This window comes from Acinetobacter sp. USHLN143 (genome assembly GCF_037145695.1).
Classification (GTDB): Bacteria; Pseudomonadota; Gammaproteobacteria; order Pseudomonadales; family Moraxellaceae; genus Acinetobacter; species Acinetobacter fasciculus.
Genome location: NZ_JBBCWZ010000002.1, coordinates 1 through 20,387, shown reverse-complemented (window position 1 = coordinate 20,387; position 20,387 = coordinate 1). Strand labels below are relative to the sequence as shown.

Genomic DNA, 20,387 nt, shown 5'->3' with positions numbered 1-20,387 from the left:
TGGTTTTTTTATTGTTTTTAGATATCCCGGACAATATATAGACCGAGGAATTAGACTCGGTATTCCTGAAACCACGGAATATCTTTCAGGGAATCACGGCGAGCCATCTGCTGCAGGAAGGGCCTGAACTCGTCAAATGGCGGTAAAATTTTCGCAGATATGGCGAAGATCAAACAGTAAGCCACATAGAGATCCGCCGCCGAGACTTTTTCACCCAACAGATAAGGACTAGCCTGCCCGATGCCCTGTTGCAGAAAATCAAATACGGCTACTTCATTCCCAAAACTTAAACTTCTCCGGTTCTTTTCAATATTTTCTGGCGACACCTGCAAATTTTTTATATCGATATATTCGGTGAAGGGTCCATGACAGAAAAACATCCATTTTAAATACGCCCCACGCTTCGGATCATCCAAAGCAGGTGCCAATCCTTTGTCACGATATTTATCTGCCAGATAGATAAAAATGGCGGCCATTTCTGAAATAATGACGCCTTGATCCACCAGACAGGGAACTTTTCCCATCGGATTGATCCGTGTATACGCCTGCTGATGCATATGCTCATAGGCAACTTCCACCTGCTCAATCTGATCTTCAATCTGCAATTCTTTCAGCAAAGGCAACAAGGTCAAGCCACGTGATTGTGGGTTGTTATAGAGCTTCATCATCCTGCTTCAACCGGTTTTTATTGTTAGAGGTTCAGTATAAAGTGATTTGCAGTCCCGATTTAAAAGGATGTGCTACAGATCATTTCTGTCGCACGGCTTTTTAGATGGGCAGATTGAAGGTTTAAATATTAAAAAAGATCCACACAAAACTTTTCTTTTAATACTTTCAAAATCAGATCAATCACCACATGTTTTTGATCCTTGCGATAATTGGCATACAGTCCAATCATCGGTAACGGTTCTAGGGTCTTTTTCACCACAATATTATCGCCGAGCAGTGGAATCACTTAGGCTGGCACCAGACTCCAGCCCACGCCCATTCCCACCAGATTGACATTGAGCAGAATATTGGTGGAATACTGCACCACATTCACTTTTAATTTGGACTGTTTAAAAAAATCCTGAATCAGCTTATGCAGTTGCGGTGAGGACTGCTCACCACTAATCACAAAGTCCTGATTTTCAAAACTCTTGATACTGACATAGGACAAGGCCGCAGCCGGGGAATCTTTCGGCACGATCAGGGTTAGAGGCTCATCAAAAATGCGGATCGAATCAAACTCACTCAACTGCCCTGGATATCGGGTAAAGGCAATGTCAATCTGTCCATTTCTTAAAGCACTAAACTGTTCTGCATCGGTCAGACTGTGAAACTGTGCTTTCAGTTCAGGAAAATGCGCGCGGATATTCGGCATGATATAAGGAAAGACTTTCATTTCCGCGACCGGGACAAAACCGATATTCAGCTGGTCCTGCTGCGCATTGGCGATCTGTCTGGCAGTCTGAATGGCGCGCTCTGCATGCTCAAGACTCAGTAAAGCTTCTTTTAAAACGCCTGTCCAGCTTCAGTTAGCCCGACCTTACGGTTATTCCGCTCTAGCAACTGTACGCCAACCTCACGTTCCAGATCCTTGATTTGCTGGCTCAATGAAGGCTGTACCGTATTTAATTTTTCCGCGGCACGGGTAAAGTTCAGTTCCTGCGCCACCGTAACGAAATAACGTAAATGCCTTAATTCCATTTTATAACTCCAAACTTGCCGGGCGCTTATTTTGCTTTTTGGCAACATACTGACGATAAACCAATATCGTCACAATGACGAGTGCGGCACTCAAAACATAAGTAGTTTCAAAGCCCCAATAGGCAATCAATACTCCCATTGCCACGGAACCGATCGCTAAACTCAGATCAAACAGGGTAAAGAAGGTTGAAATCGCATGTCCCATACGCTGTTTGTCGACCGACTGAATGGCCAAGGTCTGCAAACATGGGAATAGTGAACCATAACCGATGCCAATAAACACTGCCGACAACCATAATATCCATTGATTGGAAATCAGACTGACAATCACCAGACCAATGGCAAAGAAAATAAATGAAGGATAAATCACCGCACTGGGTCCCTTACGGTCATAAATCTTTCCAACCCAAGGTCTGACCAGCAACATGGATGCTGCAAATACAATAAAGAATACGCTGGTATAGCCCAAAAGCTGCTTGGTTTCACTAAATGCAGTAATAAAACTCATGATGCCCGAGTAGGCAAAAGCGGTTAGTAAAGCCACAAAACTTACCGCCAGAACTTTGACTTCCAGAATATCCTGCAAGCTCAAGCTGGTTTTTTCTGTGCTTATAGCTTCAGGTTTTGGTAACTCTGTGATTTTGAGCATCCAACAGAAAATGAGCCCCAAAGAAATGATAACGGCAAGAATGCCAAATAAGACTTTGAAGCTGGTGAACTGAATTACGGTCAATGCCAGCAAGGGCCCAAAAACCACACCCAGATTGGTCGACATGACGAAATAGCCCATGCCCTCACCTTTGCGCTGTTCAGGAATAAATTCATTAGCGACGGGTACTGCCACCGTGGTCAGAATACTGAACCAGATACCATGTAAAAAACGCACCAGCAACAGCGACCACATGCTATCTACCAGCAAATAACTAAAGGAAAATAAGGCAAAAATCACGCCTGCACCGCGCATCGAGATTTTCTTGCCGAGCTTTTCGATGATCATGCCGGAAAATGGCCGAACCGCAATCGAAGAGGCCAAAAATAGCGTCAGCGCCAGACCCGCTTCATTTACCGAACCGCCCAGATCTTTCATGATGTAAATCGGCAAGATGGTCAGTAAGGCAAAATAATAAACAAACAGGAAAAAATTATTGAATAAGCACAAGATAAATGAGCGATTCCATAACCGCTCAGCGCTAACTGACATAATCACCAACTCTTAAAATTTGTAGGGAAATAGCACAAACTCAGGCTTGAACAGTGACCGGATGCAAGGCCAACTCGACCAGATTCTGGATATAGTGTTCATCTGGAATCCGGTTGAAAAAAATGATCTGGTAATGAATCGGGCCGTATAAGGTATCCAGCATCAAATCAAAAGGATAATCAGCGCGGATTTCTCCCCGTTCAATCGCTTGCTGAATCAGTTGATGGGTCTGTTGCCGACGTGGCAAGAGATATTGCTGAAAGAACTCACCTGCCAGTTCGCGGTGATCGGCAATCACTACCAGCAAAGCCCGACCGACCGGATGATTCAGCGCTTGAGATAAAGAACCGAGTTGTTGAATGAGATTGCTTTTCAGGCTTTTAGAGGTATCCAGCTCAAATACCGAAGCTGTATGCTGTTTGAAAGTGTACAGCACCAGTTCCGATTTATGTTTCCACCATCGATAAATCGTGGACTTGCCAACACCGGCACGTGCCGCTACATCTTCAATCGTCAGCTGATGATATTCACATTCTGCCAGCGCATCTGCGACCGCCTGTAAAATGCACTGCTGTCGTCGGGAACTTTTTTCGTCACTGCTCATATTTTTCTACTTAACTTTTAAGATCTAAAAATCGAAACGATACGTATCGTTTTATATTAGGGTAAAAAATAACAAAGCTCCAGTGAAAAACTGAAATTGATGCAAAAAAAAGACCTTCATATGAAGGTCTTTTCTCAATCACGATTTAACTTAACTCTGTGCAGTCTTTTTATAAATGCTGCATGAAGGATGATGATTTTCTTGCAAACGCGCGACTTTACGCTGTTCTGCTGCTTCAAAACGGCAACGTTTCCAGTCATTGTCCAGGTTCAAAGCTGGAATCTGTTTTGGTTTACCATTTTCATCCACCGCAACCATGGTGAAATAACAGCTATTGGTATGACGTACCGTTCTCTTTTGAATATTCTGGGCTTCTACACGAATCCCGATTTCCATTGAAGTACGGCCAACATGATTCACACTGGCCAGAAAGGTAACCAGCTCACCAACGTGAATCGGCTCTTTAAAATTCACCTTGTCTACAGATAAGGTCACGACATAACTACCCGAATAGCGACTTGCACACGCATACGCCACCTGATCCAATAATTTCAGAATGGTTCCACCATGAACATTTCCTGAAAAATTTGCCATATCTGGCGTCATGAGAACTGACATCGTTAACTCTGACTGGTCATCCGACACTGCTGCAATTTGATCTAAAGGGGCCATCGTTTTCTTTGAACTCTTTGAATGACAAGGTTATCGTTTATTATTATAGCGTTTTTAACATGAATAAAATGTTCAATTCGGCAAATGAAGCATCACAATTATTGATATAGAAAATGTATTCATACAGAAAAAAATATATTTAATTGCTTAAAATCTCAGTTACAAAGTTAAGTGCCAATAAATCAACACTTATTTATCTGGGGTTGATCACACAGCAACTGAGAATTTTTCACTGTTTTAAGCGCTGAACAAAAATAATTCAGGAAAATAAAAAGGCTCTGCGTGATTTAAAGCATCACTGGCCTGAGCATTTCCTGCGCCAGGTTCTGATAACTTAAAATTTGTTGACCATCCAAGGTCGTTTCAACGGTAAAAGAACCATCCTGATGGGTCGCGGTCACTGTAAAAATATAGTGTTCGAATTGTGCCAGTTTGACCTGCTGTCCAATTTTAATATGCATCATGATGTCTACATCTGTGTAGTGATCTTTTCAAACTGCATTCTGGCATGAACATCGATGCTTTTGAATATTTGATCAACTTAAGTATACGAATAATAATATTAAAATTTTAATTTAAGACGAATAAGGCTTATTATTTAAAACAATAGACTTCCTTCATAAATCATTTTTCAATCAATTTAATTGTTTATCTTTCACCCAATCTAAATTGTATATGCCAGCAAGTAAATTAAACCGCAGGTTTAATCTTTTACGACGATTTCTATATACACAAGATAAAATCTTAAAACATTTCATCCTTCCAAATACATGCTCTACTTGAATTCGTCTACGACCAATCTCTCTATTTAACTTTTTTAATTCAGAATCTAATTTTTCAGTTTTCTTTGCTTTAGATGGCATGAGGTATCCAAAACCCAATTTTTTTATCCCTAAATACCCCTTATCAACGATAAAAAAGGGCTTAAATTTTAATTTCCTCATACTTTTTTTAAATATTTTAAAATCATGCATGCTTCCATGACTTCCACATACACTCAGTATTTCACCTGTTGTATAGTGCATAGATAGCTGAAATTTAAAGGTATGTCGCTTTTTTTTACCGCTATACCATTTCTTCTGTTTTTTTTGGACGTTGAACTAATATTTCAGTTGCATCAATCACAACAACTTCCCAATCCACTTCATCTCGATTAGGAAGTTGTTTTGGCAAGTTAAATTTTCCAGAACGGATTAAGGTATCTTCAATAACACGTGTGATACGAATTGCACTCGTTTCAGATACACCGTAACTCATACCAAGATGGAAAAATGTTCGATATTCTCTCCAATATTCTATACATAAGAGCAAACGATCTTCCAACGGTAATTTATGCGGTCGTCCTTTACCAATATGACGAGGTAAATGCTTATTTAGCTCGGCCAACATGAGGTTAAATGTAGCCCAACTAACACCGGTAAGCCTACGAAACTTAACGTTTGATAATTTTTGAATATCTTTGAATTTCATCCAAGGATTATCTCTTGAATTAAATAATTTTGCTGATTAATTTAAGATCAAATAAATTGTACGTTTTTTGATTTATGACGGAAGTCTAATATACTTATAATTCAATTTGTTATATTTAAAATTAATTTTATCTTTTGCGATAATTCCGACTGACTGATACACATAGGCAATCATCTTATCTTTTATAACAATCAGTTAAGCGTTACAGCCGATGATCCGTTATCCTTTTGAGTGAATATCCCTATACTGCGATATAGGGATAAACAGAAATTTCAAAAAAAAGATTTATTGAGCTTGATGTTCATGTACCACAAACTGTGGAATGCGATGTCCTTGAGCATAATCATGTTTTTGGTAGGCTTGTGAAATTTCCATCAACTTTAACTGGGTCGCCTCGGCACCAGCCTGCATGGTGAGTTCCCTGCCACGGACATCAAAGATATGGCCTTTTTCGCGTAAATCCGGCTGAATCACCACATCTGCATGCTTTAATTCTTCATGCGCCAGATGTTGCTGCATAATATTGATGTTCTGGTTAAACAGTCCCCAGACATTGCTGGTTTCCGTGTGAATGGGTTGTGCCAGAATATCTACCGCAATCACAATGTCGGCTCCCAACTCACGTGCCACATCGACCGGCACCGGACTGACTAGACCACCATCTACATATTCTTTACCTTGAATGATGGTCGGAATGAACATACTCGGAATCGAGACTGAAGCACGTACCGCCTGTCCGGTATTGCCATAGTTAAAGACGACTTTCTTGCCTTCTTTCAGCGCGGTTGCTACCACAAACATCGGGATTTTCATGGCTTCAAGCGGGGTTTGATCGACCTGCAAATTGACATAGTCCTCAACTTTTTTGCCATCAAAAAAGCCTTTTCTGGCCAGTTTGATATCACGGACATCATTCGGTCGCATGCTGAGAGCAATATTGCGCAGTTCAATCGCCGGTTTGCCACTTGCATAAATGGAGCCCACAATACTGCCCGCACTAGTTCCAACAATAAAATCTGGTTGAATACCCGCCTGTTCCAGTACTTCCAGCGCACCAATATGCGCATAACCACGCGCACCGCCACTGCCTAGGACTAAAGCAACTACCGGACGCTGTTGGGTTTGCTTGATCTTTTGAAAATCAATTTGATTTGGACGTGCCTGAGCTTCTCCGCGTTGTGCAGCAGGTTGTAGATGACTGGTCGCCGCTTGCGCTGTCATTGGGGTCGTTTGGCAAGCACTTAGGCCAAATGTACCCAGTATCACCATACTCAACACATATTTCTGCATGCAGAGAATGTCCTCATTAATCTAAAGCAGCATAGTGTATAAACACATGCATAAATAGTCTGTAGAATTTCGTAAAACTGTCATACAGTTCAGCTACTTTACCTTCATTTTTCCCCATAACTGTATGTCTTCAATCTCACTGTATCGGATTTTCCTGATTTTCCTGCAACTGGGCTGCATTTCATTTGGTGGTCCAGCGGCGCATCTGGTGTTTTTTCACCGAAAATTTGTGACCCAACTGCAATGGTTGAATGACACCCAGTACAGTCAACTGGTCGCTTTGGCGCAACTTTTACCCGGGCCGAGCAGCAGTCAGGTGGGACTGTCGATCGGTTATCTGCAACGGGGCTATACTGGTGCCGTGATCGCATGGTTGGGTTTTACCCTGCCCTCAATGATTCTGATGACCTTGGTGGCGCTCTTGGGTCAAAGCTATTTTCATATTTTAAACTCAAACAGCTTTCATACCATCCAGTTAATTGTATTTTCTGTAATCGCCTGGGCATTCTGGCAAATGCTGAGAAGCTTCTGTAAAACGGTTTGGCAATACGCTGTCTTAATCCTCTCTGTCGCATTACTGATAGTCGTTTCAGTAAGTTTTAACCAGATTCTGGTCATTATACTGGGCGCAATCTGTGGACTCTTGGCTGGATATTTTTCCCAATCAGATTCGAAACCCAAAGAAATTAACAAAACGGCAATCAGCTCGCCATATATTCGATCTGCCGCTGCACCCTATTGGCTGCTAGCATTTATCTTGCCATTTTTGCTGCTGCCCTTAGCAGGCAAATTATGGGGTGAATCGGAGCTGCAATTTTTTTCCAATTTCTATCAGACTGGCTCGCTGGTGTTTGGTGGCGGTCATGTGATTCTGCCTTTGTTACATCAGGACTTTGTCACAACCGGTTTGGTGAGTGCGCAATCTTTTGATCTTGGCTATGCCTTTACCCAACTGATGCCGGGACCTTTATTCAGTTTTGCCAGTTATATCGGTGCTTTACTGCCTTGGACGCCTTATGTCTGGCTGAATGCAGTGCTAGCGACCTGCACAATATTTTTACCTTCATTTTTTCTGATTTTTGCCACCTTGCCTTACTGGTCATGGTTGATGCAGCAGCGCCATATTCATCAGGCGGTGATGGGCATCAATGCTGCGGTAGTGGGGCTATTACTGTATTTATTGCTGGATCTTTCACAACGTTATTTTAGTTATGGCTCCGACCTGGTCTTTGTCGCGGTGATGATTGCTCTGCTACGCTCAAAACTACCGGTCTGGTTCAGCCTGATTTTAGGCTTTGTGCTTTATCAAAGTTATTTAAATTTCTTTTAAATAAAACTTTGGCACAAAAAAAGCCCCGAATGATCGGGGCTTTTTGCTTCAAGTCTTACCAGATATCTGATTTGACCTTGTCTTTAAATTTAGGATGGTTATCCAGTTTAAATTCAGGCTCTTTCACACCACGCTTCAACTGACCAGTATAGTCGCGAAGTAGCATCAGCAAGAATGGCATCAGCAACAGGATTGCGATCAGGTTGATGCTTGCCATGACACCCATGAACAGATCTGCCATATTCCAGATCAATGGCACACTGGCGATAGAACCGAAATACACCATGACCAATACAAATAAGCGGAAAATCAACATCACCCGGCTATTGTTATTGATGAACTGGACGTTTCCTTCGGCATAGGCATAGTTACCAATAATCGAAGAATAGGCAAACAGGAACAGAATCAAAGCCAGGAAGTCATCACCCCAAGCACCAATCTGGCTTTCAAGCGCCATCTGGGTCAAGGTCACGCCTTCAAATCCTGCATTTTCATACAGACCCGAAACCAGAATAATAATCGCGGTACATGAACACACCACAAAGGTATCTACAAATACTCCGAGCATCTGTACCAGACCCTGGTTGACCGGATGTTTGACATCGGAAGCTGCAGCAGCATTCGGTGCCGAACCCATCCCTGCCTCGTTAGAGAACAGACCACGCTTGATGCCCATCATCATCGCCATAGATACCATGGCGCCAAAGAATCCACCAGCGGCGGCTTCAAATTCAAAGGCTTTACTGAAAATGAGCTGGAAGATGGATGGGAGCAAATCGTAATTGATGACCGCAATATACAAAGCCACAGCCAGATAAAGCACAGCCATAAACGGCACAAAGCTTTCCGCAACTTTCGCAATCCGTTTAATCCCGCCAAAAATGATCACCGCAGTCATCAAGACCAGAAACAATCCGACCCAGGAAATTTCCAGATTCAGGCCGCCTAATGGCAGAATCAGGTTCGCCTGATCCCAGCCCCAGGCATGAGAGGTTGCTCCGGTAATGGCATTGGCCTGAACTGCATTGAAGACAAAACCATAAGTCGTGATCAATGCAATCGCAAAGACAATCCCGAGCCATTTCTGTTTCAGGCCTTGAGTAATGTAATAAGCTGGACCACCACGGAATTGCTGGTTTTTGTTATCTCGCACCTTAAACAACTGTGCCAAAGAGGATTCAACAAAAGCAGAACTCATACCCAAAAAGGCAGTAAACCACATCCAGAACACGGCACCGGGGCCACCAATCGCAATCGCAATGGCAACACCTGCGACATTGCCCACACCAACCCGGCTTGCCAATCCGGTGACAAAAGCCTGAAACGGAGTAATGCCGTGCGTATCCTGAACCTTGCCACGGCTATTTTTCATGACTTTCATGCTGTGCCAGAACAAACGAATTTGTACTGCACCGGTCATGATCGTGTAGAAAATACCGACTGCGACCAGAAACACCACCAGAAAATCCCATAAAGGACCATTCAGGGCATTAATCCAGCCGAGTAAGGTTTCATTTAACTGATCATTCATGTCACATCCTTATGAGCCTATGACTCATCGTATCAGGCATAAAAATTATGCAAAAAACTTCAAAATCATCTGAATAACAGTAGCATTGATTAAGTCAACAAAGAACGCACCACATAATGGAACAATCAGGAAGGCCTTATGCGATGCACCATACATATTGGTAATCGCCTGCATATTGGCAACCGCTGTTGGCGTTGCACCCATACCGAAACCACAATGACCTGCTGCAAGTACTGCAGCATCATAGTTTTTGCCCATGAGGCGGAAAGTGACGAAAGCTGCATACAAAGCCATGGTGATGGTTTGCGCACCCAGAATTACCATCAGGGGTCCTGCAAGGTCAGCCAATTGCCATAATTTCAATGATAACAATGCCATCGCCAAGTACAGCGACAATGAAGCATTACCGAACACATCAATCGCACGATCGAAAATCTGAACCTTGAAAACACCTTCCAGTACATTACGCAGAATGACACCACCCGCCAATGCCCAGACAAATGTTGGCAGTTCAAACGCAGTACCTTTACTGAAACCGGTCATAAACTCTGCAAAAGCCAAACAGCCTGCGAACAGGCCCAAGGTCGTGATTGCATTATCAGCGGTAATTAAACGCACCTGATGCGGATATTCAAACGGTACATATTCGTTGGTCGTGCTATCCATTGGTGTATTGTCACGCTTTTCGATCTGCTGATCGGTACGTGCAGTAGCCAGGTTATGACGATTGATCAGTAATTTGGCCAAAGGTCCACCAATGATCCCGCCGATGATCAGACCGAAAGTCGCACTGGCCATACCCAGTGCCAAAGCACCCTGAATGCCATGTTCAACTTCAAAAATCTCCCCCCATGCACCCGCAGTACCATGACCGCCGGTTAAGGTAACTGAACCTGCAATCAGGCCAATCAGTGGGTCAATACCAAGCAGTGTTGCCAGACTCATACCGACTGCATTTTGCAAAACAATAAAAATCGATATAGCAAACAGGAAAATTACCAGACCGACACCGCCTTCACGCAACTTGGAAAAGTTGGCACTCAGACCGATCGAGGCAAAGAAGATCAGCATAAAACTGGTTTGTAGCTCTGAACTGGTGGTGATGCTGTATCCCCACAGTGAATGCACCAGTAATGAGATAATCGCAGCAACCAAACCGCCTGCAACCGGCTCAGGAATATTGTAGCGCTTTAAAAAATCGATTTTATTAACCAGGAATCGGCCGAGTAACAAAACAATGACTGCGGCAATCAAGGTATAAAATGCGTTAAAAGTAAAATCCATAATTTTTTGCCCAAGATGATTTTGAATTTTTTATTTTTCTAAAAGTTATGGAGTGCGCTAGATTTCTAGCTCGCTCATTAGATGTTCATCTGGAAATATCCTGATTTGATCTATCACCTTTAGAAAAACAAACCGATTTATCATCTCTTTCAAACTTATGAATATCATCATCACGATCATATTCAACAAATGAGAGATTTATAAAAGCAACACCTTTTCTATTCCGATACTCAGTCTGTTGTAAAATTGCAGACAATTTTCAAACAGATGCGCATGCTGGTAAAAAAACTGTGTTTTAAGCTCAAAAAAAACATTCAGTGCTTGATGAGTGCTTTCAACCTAAAGACTTCATTCAAGCCATCTGGAATCGCGTTATTTAAAACAGATCTTAATCACGAAATGCATGAATTAAGATGAAAAGTCGTACATTATGCTGTTTCTTCGTATCAGGTTTTATTTCTTTTTATTAGCAATAGTTAATTTACCTATAAAAAATAATTATAAATTCTCATTTTTATATGAAGATTAATCTATATTTTAATTCAAAAAAAATATTAATCTTTTACTCGACACAAAATGAAACAGGGATCTTGAAATTAAATTATCTTGATTTTCAGTCAAAATAAACCAGTTCTCTGTGTGAAATTGTTATTGTTGAATGGTTCAAGCACTTGGGTTTTAAGCCATTTTTTAAATCAAAGACCAACTTTATGACTAAATCCATTGCTATCACTGAGGCGATTTATGCTCAGCTAAAAGCATGCGAAATTTCATTATTCAAGTCATTTTGCTGATAAATTGTTTTTTCAGCTGGCGAAGAATTAAATTTTCCTATCCCCCGTTCTGTTTGTTTAGTTTATAGTCATTGCAAACTCAATAAGGATATTCGACTGGACCCCATAATGGATCAAAATCTTGTTCATGCTGTAGATCACACCATCACTTCTCGCCATTCAGTGCGTGCTTTTTTAAATACCCCCGTTAGTACAGACACCTTAAAAGAGATTCTGGCGGTGGCCAGCCGCGCACCTTCAGGAACCAATACCCAACCCTGGAAGGTGTATGTGGTAACAGGTAAAAAGCGTGATGAACTCGTGCAACGTGTCTGTCAGGCACAAATGCAAATCTATGCAAATCCTGCATTGTCACAGCAGTATCAGGAAACTTTCGCCTACTATCCTGAACAATGGATCTCGCCATTTATTGAACGTCGTCGTGAAAATGGCTGGGGTTTATATGGCTTGCTGAATATTCAAAAAGGCGAAAAGGAAAAAATGGCGCGTCAGCAGCTGCGTAATTTTGAATTATTTGATGCCCCTGTCGGCTTATTTTTTACTGTACATCGGTCTTTGGCGATTGGGTCCAAAATGGATGTTTCCATGATGATCCAGAATGTTATGCTGGCAGCAAAAGCCCGCGGTCTGGACACTTGCCCGCAGGCAGCCTGGAATCACTTTCACCCGATCGTGCTTGATCTGGTCGGCGCACCCGATGATGAAGAGCTGGTCTGCGGTATGGCACTGGGTTATGCCGACCCAGAGCAAATTATTAACAGCTTTATTACCCCGCGCGTTCCCGTAGAAGAATTTGCCGTGTTTATCGATGAGTGATGCAAGCAGGGCTAAGCCAACTTGCTTAGCCCTCTGTCCAGACCAGTATTTTTATTATCTGAGAGGCAGCCAGCATCTATGCATTTTTTAGGCTGGGCATGTTGATTTTAAAAATCGCCCAAGCAGAAATACCGACAAAAACCAGCATGATCAATGCCATATTCAGTAAAGCATGCCAGATCAGAAAATTCAGTAATACACCGCCCAATAAACCACAGACAAATTGCATACTGCCCATAATGGCACTTGCAGTTCCTGCCCGCTCGCCCTGTTTAGCCATTGCTAAAGCCATGGCATTCGGACCAGTAAACCCAAGGGCTGCCACCACAATAAACATGCCTAACAACACCCAGAGCACAGAATCGACATCCAGACAGCCGAGCAAGATTAACCCTAATACACCGGCAAACTGCAGACAGGTGCCAATTTTCAGACGCTGCAATATCGAGAAACGCCCAGCCAGACGTTTATTCAAGGTCGAAAACAGCATGATCCCGAAGGCATTGGCACCAAAGGCATACGCAAACTGCTGCTCGGTCAGTTGATAACGATCCATCAGAATGGCCGAAGAAGCGCTGATATAACAGAACATCACCGCACCGGAAAAACAGCCGGCATAGAGCGGACGTCGAAAGCTTGGATCCTGAAAAATGCACCGGTACAAACTTATAACCTGTTGAAAGTTCAGCTTGAAACGGCGTTCTAGCTCCAGGGTTTCTTTAAAAAGAAAGTGTAAACAGGCCAGACTCAACAGACCGCAGCCCATCAACACCAAGAAGATCACGTTCCATTCATAAAACATCAATACCCAAGCCCCCAAGCTTGGAGCAATGATTGGCGCAATTGCGGTCACAATCATCATGCTGGCAAAGGCCTGAGCTGCTGAATGCATATCCAGACGATCACGAATTGCAGCGCGTGCCATGACCACCCCGACACAGCCACCGAGAGCTTGCAGAATCCGTGCAGCGATCAGGCTCCATTCATCCTGCGCAAAAACACACAGCAAACTTGCCACAATGTATAAGCATAGCCCAAAATATAGTGGCGGTTTACGCCCAATCCGGTCACTGATCGGACCATAAATCAGTTGTCCGATCGCCAGACCGAAGAAATAAGCTGGCAGGCTATTGGAAACCATTTGGGTACTGACACCAAAATCTGCTGCCATGGCCGGTAAGGCCGAAAGATACATATCAATGGACAAAGGCCCGAGTGCACTTAAGGTCGCCAGCAACACAATCCAGGACATGGCATAAGGTTGTTGTACTATTTTATTTGTTGTCATAAGCATGAAGATTTAAAGCGCTAATATGCAGACAAATTAACACAGTGCATAGTATGATTTAGCCTGAAATGAAGATTTATAAATATACTATTTTCATTAGCCTATTCAGATTCAGCTCTAAGACTGCAGTATAAAGGATGACCTTTGAAATCTTGGCTCACTCGTCTCAAGCAAACCACCTATAATACGACTTTGATGTATAACCTGCGCATGATGACGGCATTTGCAGGTACCGCCTTTGTTCCCTATTTTATGGGACAACAATTGATGACGATTCCACTGACTTTAGGTGTGGTCGCAGCCGGTTTAAGCGATATTGATGACCGCTTTTCGGTGCGGATTTTAAATCTGCTCTACACCTACATTGGCTTCTTTATTACGGCAGTAGGCGTATATCTGCTTTTTCCTTATCCCCTGCTGTTTGCCTTGGCCTTAATTGTGTCCTGTATTGCCCTGATTTTGCTGGGTTCACTAGGGCGACGCTATGCCACGATTTCTTACGGCTGTCTGGTGATTTCCGTTTATTCCATGCTCGGGGTAGAGCTGTTTGATGAATGGTATAAACAGGCTGGTTTATTGGTCATCGGCGCGATGTGGTACGGTCTGCTGTCGACCCTCAGTTTCCTGATCTTCCCTGCCCGGTTGGCGCAAGACAAGCTTGCCATTTCCTATTCTGCGCTCGGTGACTTTTTATATGCCAAGTCCAATCTGTTTGATGTGGACATGACCCCGAAAAGCTATCAACAAAGCATGATTGAACTCTCGCTGGAAAATGGCAAACTGATTGCGATTTTTAATGAAATGAAAACTGCCCTTTTGACTCGCCTGAAAGGCGACCGTGGGCAAAAAGATACCCGTCGCAGCCTGCAATATTATTTTGTGGCGCAGGATATTCATGAACGTGCCGATTCAGCGCATATTGATTATCAGAAACTGGCCAAGATTTTCCAGCATAGCGATATCCTGTTCCGCTTCCAGCGCATTATGTCAATTCAGGGCAAAGCCTGTAAGGACCTGAGTGAAAGTTTGCTAATGCGCAAACCCTATGTGCATAACCAGCGCTTTAAGCATACCTTTGACAACCTGAGACAGTCTCTGGATAAGTTACGTCAGGAGCAGCAGTATGATCAGGTCTGGATTAGCGCCCTGTTTGCGTTGTTTCAAAACCTGAAATCGATTGATGCCCAGTTACGCAACCTGGAAACCGAGCAAAGTATCAAATCCGAGCGTTTCAAACATATCGAAAACCAGCTCAGAGATGATGACCTGAAAGGCTGGGATGATATCAAGATTCGGATTAAGCAGCATTTGACACCCGAGTCGGTACTGTTCCGGCATGCCATTCGCCTGTCGATTGTGCTGCTGATCAGCTATATCTTCGTACAGGTCAGCAATATTGAATATGGTTACTGGATTTTATTAACGGCACTCTTTGTCAGCCAGCCGAACTTTAACGCCACCAAACGGCGTTTACGTCTGCGTATTGTCGGTACGTTGGTCGGTATTATTCTCGGTTATGCCATTCTGTATTTTGTGCCTTCCATCGAAGGACAATTATTACTTCTGGTATTGAGCGGGATTCTATTCTTTGAATTACGCAGTAAACAGTATGCACAGGCCACAGCCTTTATTACGATTTTAGCGCTGATCAACTTCAATCTGGATGGTATGGGCTATGCCGCGGCCATCCCGCGTATGATCGACACCTTGATTGGCTGTGCGATTGCCTGGTTCGGCGTCAGCTTTATTTTCCCGGACTGGAAGTTCCGGCGTTTGCCTCGAAGTATCAAACGCAGCTTGCAAGCAGAAGCGGATTATTTGAGCGAAGTGATCGAGCAGTATAAGTCAGGACGTAATAACGGCCTGAAATATCGGATTGTGCGCCGTGCTGCTCATAATACCGATGCCGAGGTAGCCTCACTGATTTCGACATTGGCCACTGAACCGGATATTGATCCGGTACAAAAATCGCTAGCCTTTGAGTTCCTTTGTCTGAACCATACTTTTATCAGTTATATTGCTGCACTGGGCGCACACCGGGAAAAAATTGAAGATCAGGACATTCTGAATTTACTGGACAAAGCTCTCGAGAACATTCGTGGTGCATTGTTACGAGATGAAATGCCCGATTTAAGTGCGCAAAATATGATTCCCCATATTCGACAGCGCTTGGCTCAAGATCAGGAGCAAGATCAGAAATCCCTGATCATTTTGCAGCAGCTGTCTTTAATGTTCAGCATTTTAAAGCAGTTGAGTCAACTGAAACAAAGTTTGAGTCATGAGCGTGATGAACAGGCAACTGAATTAGGTTCATTATAATTTGGCTGATTTTGGAACAATATACTCACTGAATTGGTACAATTAGTGCTAAACTTTTTACAGTTTAAAATCTGCTAATTTCACTATGACCGCGAAAAATTTATACGCTTATACCCTCCAGCCTGTGAACTATGAAATTTCAGAAGCCGAGCAGCGTCATGCTCAGCTGGTGATCTGGCGTAGTACCAATAAAATTGGCATGAAAGCATGGCTGATCATGGGTGCTGTTGTTGCACTTTCTATTCTGGGCATTCTGCTCCTGAAGAACTATTCTACCGTGTTCTGCTGGGTGGCCATTGTCTGTGTGGTGTTGTATTACCTGATACGTACCTTTGGTCTGGAATGGTATGTTAAACGCAAGATGAATGAATTTCCGGTACAGGAAATCAAAGGTGTTCGCCTGGGCGTACAACCACATGGCATCGTGATGCGTCAGAAAATGGGCATGCAAGAAGGTGTTGGGGCGATTAGCTGGAAAGACATCTATGAATGGTACAACACACCAGAATTCATGTTGGTCAATTTCAAGGTAAAAGGCCAGCAAGGTGCATATATCCTGCCGAAACGTCTGGACAGCAAAAACTTCTCTTTCGCCACGATTCGCAAGCATCTTGAAGCAGAAGTCGGCGCAGCAAAACAAATCTAAACTGTTCTTTCTTCAGTGAAAAACCTCCTGTCCCGGCATGGAGGTTTTTTTAATCTCAAAACAATAAATGATAATGAGAATAAATATTATCCTCAACACCTATAATTCGAGCTTAAACTTCAGTTATAATTTTGCCACTTTTATAGATCTCACCCTTAATCTGACGACCATGTTTAAAAAGACATTTTTCCAAATCCACTGGTTTCTGGGGATTACAGCAGGTTTAATCCTCTCGATAATGGGGGTCACTGGCGCAATCTATTCCTATGAACAACAAATATTAAAATGGATGAATAGCGACAGTTATACGGTTCAGGTTCAGCAACGTGACAAACTCACGCCTGCCGAGCTGTATCAGCACTTTAACCGTACTGCGCCTGACATGAAGATCAACAGTATTACCGTGGCACAAGATCCAAGTGCTTCGAGTACCGTGAATGTCGCTAAAGAAGGCGCACGGCGTGGTCAGAACATCATGATCAACCCGTATACTGCGGAAGTCTTACCAGAGATTAAGGGTCGGGAGTTTTTCCAGTTTATTCAGCAACTGCATCGTAATTTGACGGTTGGTCCAGTAGGTAAACAGATTACCGGTGCCTGTACCCTGATGCTGATCTTTTTTGTCTTGTCAGGTCTATACCTGCGCTGGCCGAAACGTCATTCGATCAAGCAATGGTTCTTTGTAAAACCTCAGCTGAAAGGCCGTAATTTTATCTGGGATCTGCACGCTGTTGTGGGAACCTGGGTGGTGATTTTTTACCTGATTTTAGCCTGTACCGGCCTGTACTGGTCTTATGACTGGTGGCGCAATGGCATGTTTAAGGTACTGGGTGTAGAGCGTCCGCAACCGGAAATGCAGGCCAATGCCGGCAATAACCGTGGTGAAGGACATCCAGGCGGCGAACGTGGCCCACGTGCTGAAGGTGAAGCACGCGAAGGTCTCAGCCCTGAAACTACTGTCCGTGCACTAGACCAGAGCTGGATTGGCTTTAACACTGAATTTTCAGATAAGTATTCTACCGTAACGTTTAACCTTCCAAAAAAACCGGATGGCGAAATGCAGCTGAGCTTTGTGGATCCGATCGCTCAACATGAGCGTGCACGAAACAGTGCTACTTATAATTACCAGACAGCTGAATTTACCGAAGTCGAGCTGTATGAAGATAAAAAGCTCAATGAAAAGATCATGAGCAGCATGTTACCGGTGCATCGTGGCAGCTTCTTCGGCCCGATCTATCAGTTCCTTGTCATGGTCGCAGCCTTGTTGATGCCATTGTTCTTTGTGACAGGTTGGATGCTCTATCTGAAACGTCGCAAACAAAAACGCTTAACGCTGGAAGCACGTCAGGGTGCGACTGCAGTGAACGTCGATGAAAATGCCAAACCGTGGCTCATTGCTTATGCCTCACAAACAGGGGTTTCTGAGCAACTGGCTTGGCGTACAGCAACTGCCCTACAGGAAGCACGCCAACCGGTAACCGTCAAGCCGGTACAGCAACTGACGCTTGCCGATTTACAGCAAACCGAACAGGTATTATTTGTTGCCAGTACTTATGGCACAGGTGAAGCGCCGGATCTGGCTTCTTCTTTTGAGAAAAAAATCCTGTCTGCTCAAGCTGATCTCAGTCATTTAAGTTATGCTGTATTGGCCTTAGGTTCTCAGGAATATCCAGACAGCTATTGCAGTTTTGGTCACCGTATTGATCAGTGGTTAAAACAGAATGGTGCCCAGCAGCTATTCAATACAATTGAAGTCGACAATGCCAACAACGAGCATATCCAGCAATGGAATACTGCACTGGCACAAGTCACTCGACTTGAGCTACAAGCGATGAGTATCGATAAGACCTTTGATCACTGGAACCTGAGTAAACGTGAAGTCCTCAATCCAGGTAGTCTGGGTGCGCCTGCCTTCAATATCGAACTGACCCCTGAACATGAAGCCATCTGGCAAGCAGGTGATATTGCCGAGGTTCAACCAGGGAATAGCCAAGAACGTATTCATGCATTTATGCAAAAGCACCAGATTGCAGCGGGTACAGAGGTCCCATCTCTGCATCAAAGCATTGAACAGGCACTCTGGGATCGTGATCTGACTCAAGCTGAACCTTTTGATTCTCTGGATCAGCTCCTCACGCAATTACCGGCTTTGGCAACACGTGAATACTCGATTGCCAGCATTCCAAGCCAGCAGGTTTTGCGTCTGGTGGTACGTCAGCAAACCGACACGAATGGTAATCTCGGTCTGGGTTCCGGCTGGTTGACTCAACATTCAGCGCTTAATGCACCCATTGCACTGCGTATTCGCAGCAATGAGTCTTTCCACCTGATTGATGACAACCGCCCGATTATCTGTATTGGTAATGGTACCGGGATTGCGGGATTATTAAGTCTGCTCAGTGCGCGTAACCGTCAGGACTATAGCCAGAACTGGCTAATCTTTGGTGAACGTCAGCGTGAACATGACTTCTTCTTTGAAGAAACCATTCAGGCCTGGCTGCAAATGGGAACCCTGAAACGTCTCGATCTTGCGTTTTCTCGCGACCAGCAGGAAAAAGTCTATGTACATCACAAATTGCGTGAACAGGCTGAAGAACTGAAAGCCTGGATTGCTCAAGGTGCAGTGATTTATGTCTGCGGTAGCATCAATGGTATGGCCAGCGATGTGGATCAGGCCCTGACCGAGATTCTCGGTGAAACAATGCTAGATCAATTACGCCTGGATGGACGTTATCGCCGTGATGTATATTAAGATAACCTGATATGCTAAAAACCGGGCTCAATGGCCCGGTTTTTATTGAAGATGCAAAAGCAATAATAAGAATATGAATAAGAAAAAAGGAACCCTGGATGCTCAATCAACTTAAACGAAGTCTTAGCCTGATCTCTGGCTTGATCCTATGTATCAATAGCGTCTGGTTACTGAGCCAAGGTCAGAGGCATTTTGCTATTGCCCTGTCGATCTTCATTGGGGTGGCACTCATCCTGTCCGCCTTATTTTTTTCATCTATTCAGCGCTGGAAACAGAATTCCCGATTCAGAACCTTGTTCTGGAACAGTCTCTGGGGCGGATTTTTATTCTGGATAATCAGTGTCGCGGCTTTCTTTGTTTATATCCAGATGTCAATCAACCCGAATATTCCGGCACGACCTGCTGCAGCGATTTTAGTATTAGGCAGTGGCATTAATCAGGGTCAGCCCTCACCCATCTTAAAAAATCGTCTGGATACCGCAGCAAAATATGCAGAACGATATCCAAATACTTTAATCATTATGACCGGTGGACGAAATTTCCGGGAGAGACAGAGCGAAGCTGAAGTCATGCAAAGTTATATCTACACGGGTGGTGTTTCAAAAAGTATGCTGGCATTAAACGAATCCATTATTGATATAAAAGAACACTAAATCAAAGGCTTTGAAATGATTTTCAAGCTTTTTGGAGAAGTTGCAGCT

General features: G+C 43.5%; 15 protein-coding genes and 4 pseudogenes. 6 read left to right on the top strand and 13 right to left on the bottom strand.

The window, feature by feature from the left end:
- Window positions 1-50: 50 nt before the first annotated feature.
- The 9 genes and pseudogenes from WFH18_RS01050 to WFH18_RS01010 form a co-directional block, all read right to left on the bottom strand.
- Entirely contained in the window at window positions 51-665 is a 615-nt protein-coding gene (locus tag WFH18_RS01050) for a glutathione S-transferase family protein (protein ID WP_005104031.1), read from the bottom strand.
- Between the two features lie 131 nt (window positions 666-796).
- A pseudogene (locus WFH18_RS01045) lies at window positions 797-1,689 on the bottom strand (LysR substrate-binding domain-containing protein).
- Between the two features lies 1 nt (window position 1,690).
- Window positions 1,691-2,890, bottom strand: coding sequence for an MFS transporter (locus tag WFH18_RS01040; protein WP_164542734.1), 1,200 nt, complete (start codon window positions 2,888-2,890; stop codon window positions 1,691-1,693).
- Between the two features lie 40 nt (window positions 2,891-2,930).
- The gene (locus WFH18_RS01035; RefSeq protein WP_164542732.1) at window positions 2,931-3,494 is read right to left on the bottom strand and encodes a TetR/AcrR family transcriptional regulator; all 564 of its coding nucleotides are present in this window, start codon (window positions 3,492-3,494) and stop codon (window positions 2,931-2,933) included.
- A 150-nt stretch (window positions 3,495-3,644) separates the two neighbouring features.
- Window positions 3,645-4,166, bottom strand: coding sequence for an acyl-CoA thioesterase (locus WFH18_RS01030; RefSeq protein ID WP_004280680.1), 522 nt, complete (start codon window positions 4,164-4,166; stop codon window positions 3,645-3,647).
- 287 nt (window positions 4,167-4,453) lie between these two features.
- Window positions 4,454-4,630 (bottom strand): hypothetical protein, encoded by a 177-nt coding sequence (locus WFH18_RS01025; protein WP_005263564.1) that lies wholly within the window; start codon window positions 4,628-4,630, stop codon window positions 4,454-4,456.
- A 171-nt stretch (window positions 4,631-4,801) separates the two neighbouring features.
- Window positions 4,802-5,194 (bottom strand): annotated as a pseudogene (locus WFH18_RS01020) (transposase family protein); the annotation flags it as partial.
- 37 nt (window positions 5,195-5,231) lie between these two features.
- Window positions 5,232-5,636 carry a transposase family protein gene (locus WFH18_RS01015; protein WP_000669095.1) on the bottom strand — a complete coding sequence of 135 codons (405 nt, stop codon included), beginning with the start codon at window positions 5,634-5,636 and terminating at the stop codon, window positions 5,232-5,234.
- 285 nt (window positions 5,637-5,921) lie between these two features.
- On the bottom strand, window positions 5,922-6,926 hold the full coding sequence (locus WFH18_RS01010) for a patatin-like phospholipase family protein (protein WP_004645821.1): 1,005 nt from the start codon (window positions 6,924-6,926) through the stop codon (window positions 5,922-5,924).
- Between the two features lie 124 nt (window positions 6,927-7,050).
- Between WFH18_RS01010 and chrA the strand changes: the two genes are divergently transcribed.
- Window positions 7,051-8,256, top strand: a complete 1,206-nt coding sequence (gene chrA / locus WFH18_RS01005) for a chromate efflux transporter (RefSeq protein ID WP_005252631.1) — start codon at window positions 7,051-7,053, stop codon at window positions 8,254-8,256.
- Between the two features lie 55 nt (window positions 8,257-8,311).
- Here the strand turns inward: chrA and WFH18_RS01000 are convergent, their stop codons facing one another.
- Window positions 8,312-9,787 carry an alanine/glycine:cation symporter family protein gene (locus WFH18_RS01000; protein ID WP_005252633.1) on the bottom strand — a complete coding sequence of 492 codons (1,476 nt, stop codon included), beginning with the start codon at window positions 9,785-9,787 and terminating at the stop codon, window positions 8,312-8,314.
- Between the two features lie 45 nt (window positions 9,788-9,832).
- Window positions 9,833-11,071 carry a sodium/glutamate symporter gene (gene gltS / locus WFH18_RS00995; RefSeq protein ID WP_005104038.1) on the bottom strand — a complete coding sequence of 413 codons (1,239 nt, stop codon included), beginning with the start codon at window positions 11,069-11,071 and terminating at the stop codon, window positions 9,833-9,835.
- 902 nt (window positions 11,072-11,973) lie between these two features.
- On the opposite strand from gltS, the gene WFH18_RS00990 reads away from it, so the two are divergent.
- Complete coding sequence (locus WFH18_RS00990) at window positions 11,974-12,681, top strand: nitroreductase (protein WP_005104039.1); 708 nt, start codon at window positions 11,974-11,976, stop codon at window positions 12,679-12,681.
- Between the two features lie 76 nt (window positions 12,682-12,757).
- Here the strand turns inward: WFH18_RS00990 and WFH18_RS00985 are convergent, their stop codons facing one another.
- Window positions 12,758-13,975, bottom strand: a complete 1,218-nt coding sequence (locus WFH18_RS00985; RefSeq protein ID WP_262458207.1) for a multidrug effflux MFS transporter — start codon at window positions 13,973-13,975, stop codon at window positions 12,758-12,760.
- 138 nt (window positions 13,976-14,113) lie between these two features.
- On the opposite strand from WFH18_RS00985, the gene yccS reads away from it, so the two are divergent.
- The 4 genes and pseudogenes from yccS to WFH18_RS00965 all read left to right on the top strand — a co-directional run.
- Window positions 14,114-16,288, top strand: a complete 2,175-nt coding sequence (yccS, locus tag WFH18_RS00980; RefSeq protein ID WP_005104042.1) for a YccS family putative transporter — start codon at window positions 14,114-14,116, stop codon at window positions 16,286-16,288.
- An 85-nt stretch (window positions 16,289-16,373) separates the two neighbouring features.
- Entirely contained in the window at window positions 16,374-16,934 is a 561-nt protein-coding gene (locus WFH18_RS00975; protein WP_004280696.1) for a YcxB family protein, read from the top strand.
- Between the two features lie 169 nt (window positions 16,935-17,103).
- Window positions 17,104-19,686, top strand: coding sequence for a PepSY domain-containing protein (locus WFH18_RS00970; protein WP_004280698.1), 2,583 nt, complete (start codon window positions 17,104-17,106; stop codon window positions 19,684-19,686).
- A gap of 98 nt (window positions 19,687-19,784) precedes the next feature.
- Window positions 19,785-20,276, top strand: a pseudogene (locus WFH18_RS00965) (YdcF family protein); the annotation flags it as partial.
- A 27-nt stretch (window positions 20,277-20,303) separates the two neighbouring features.
- On the opposite strand, the pseudogene WFH18_RS00960 reads toward WFH18_RS00965, so the two are convergent.
- Window positions 20,304-20,387, bottom strand: a pseudogene (locus tag WFH18_RS00960) (IS1 family transposase); the annotation flags it as partial.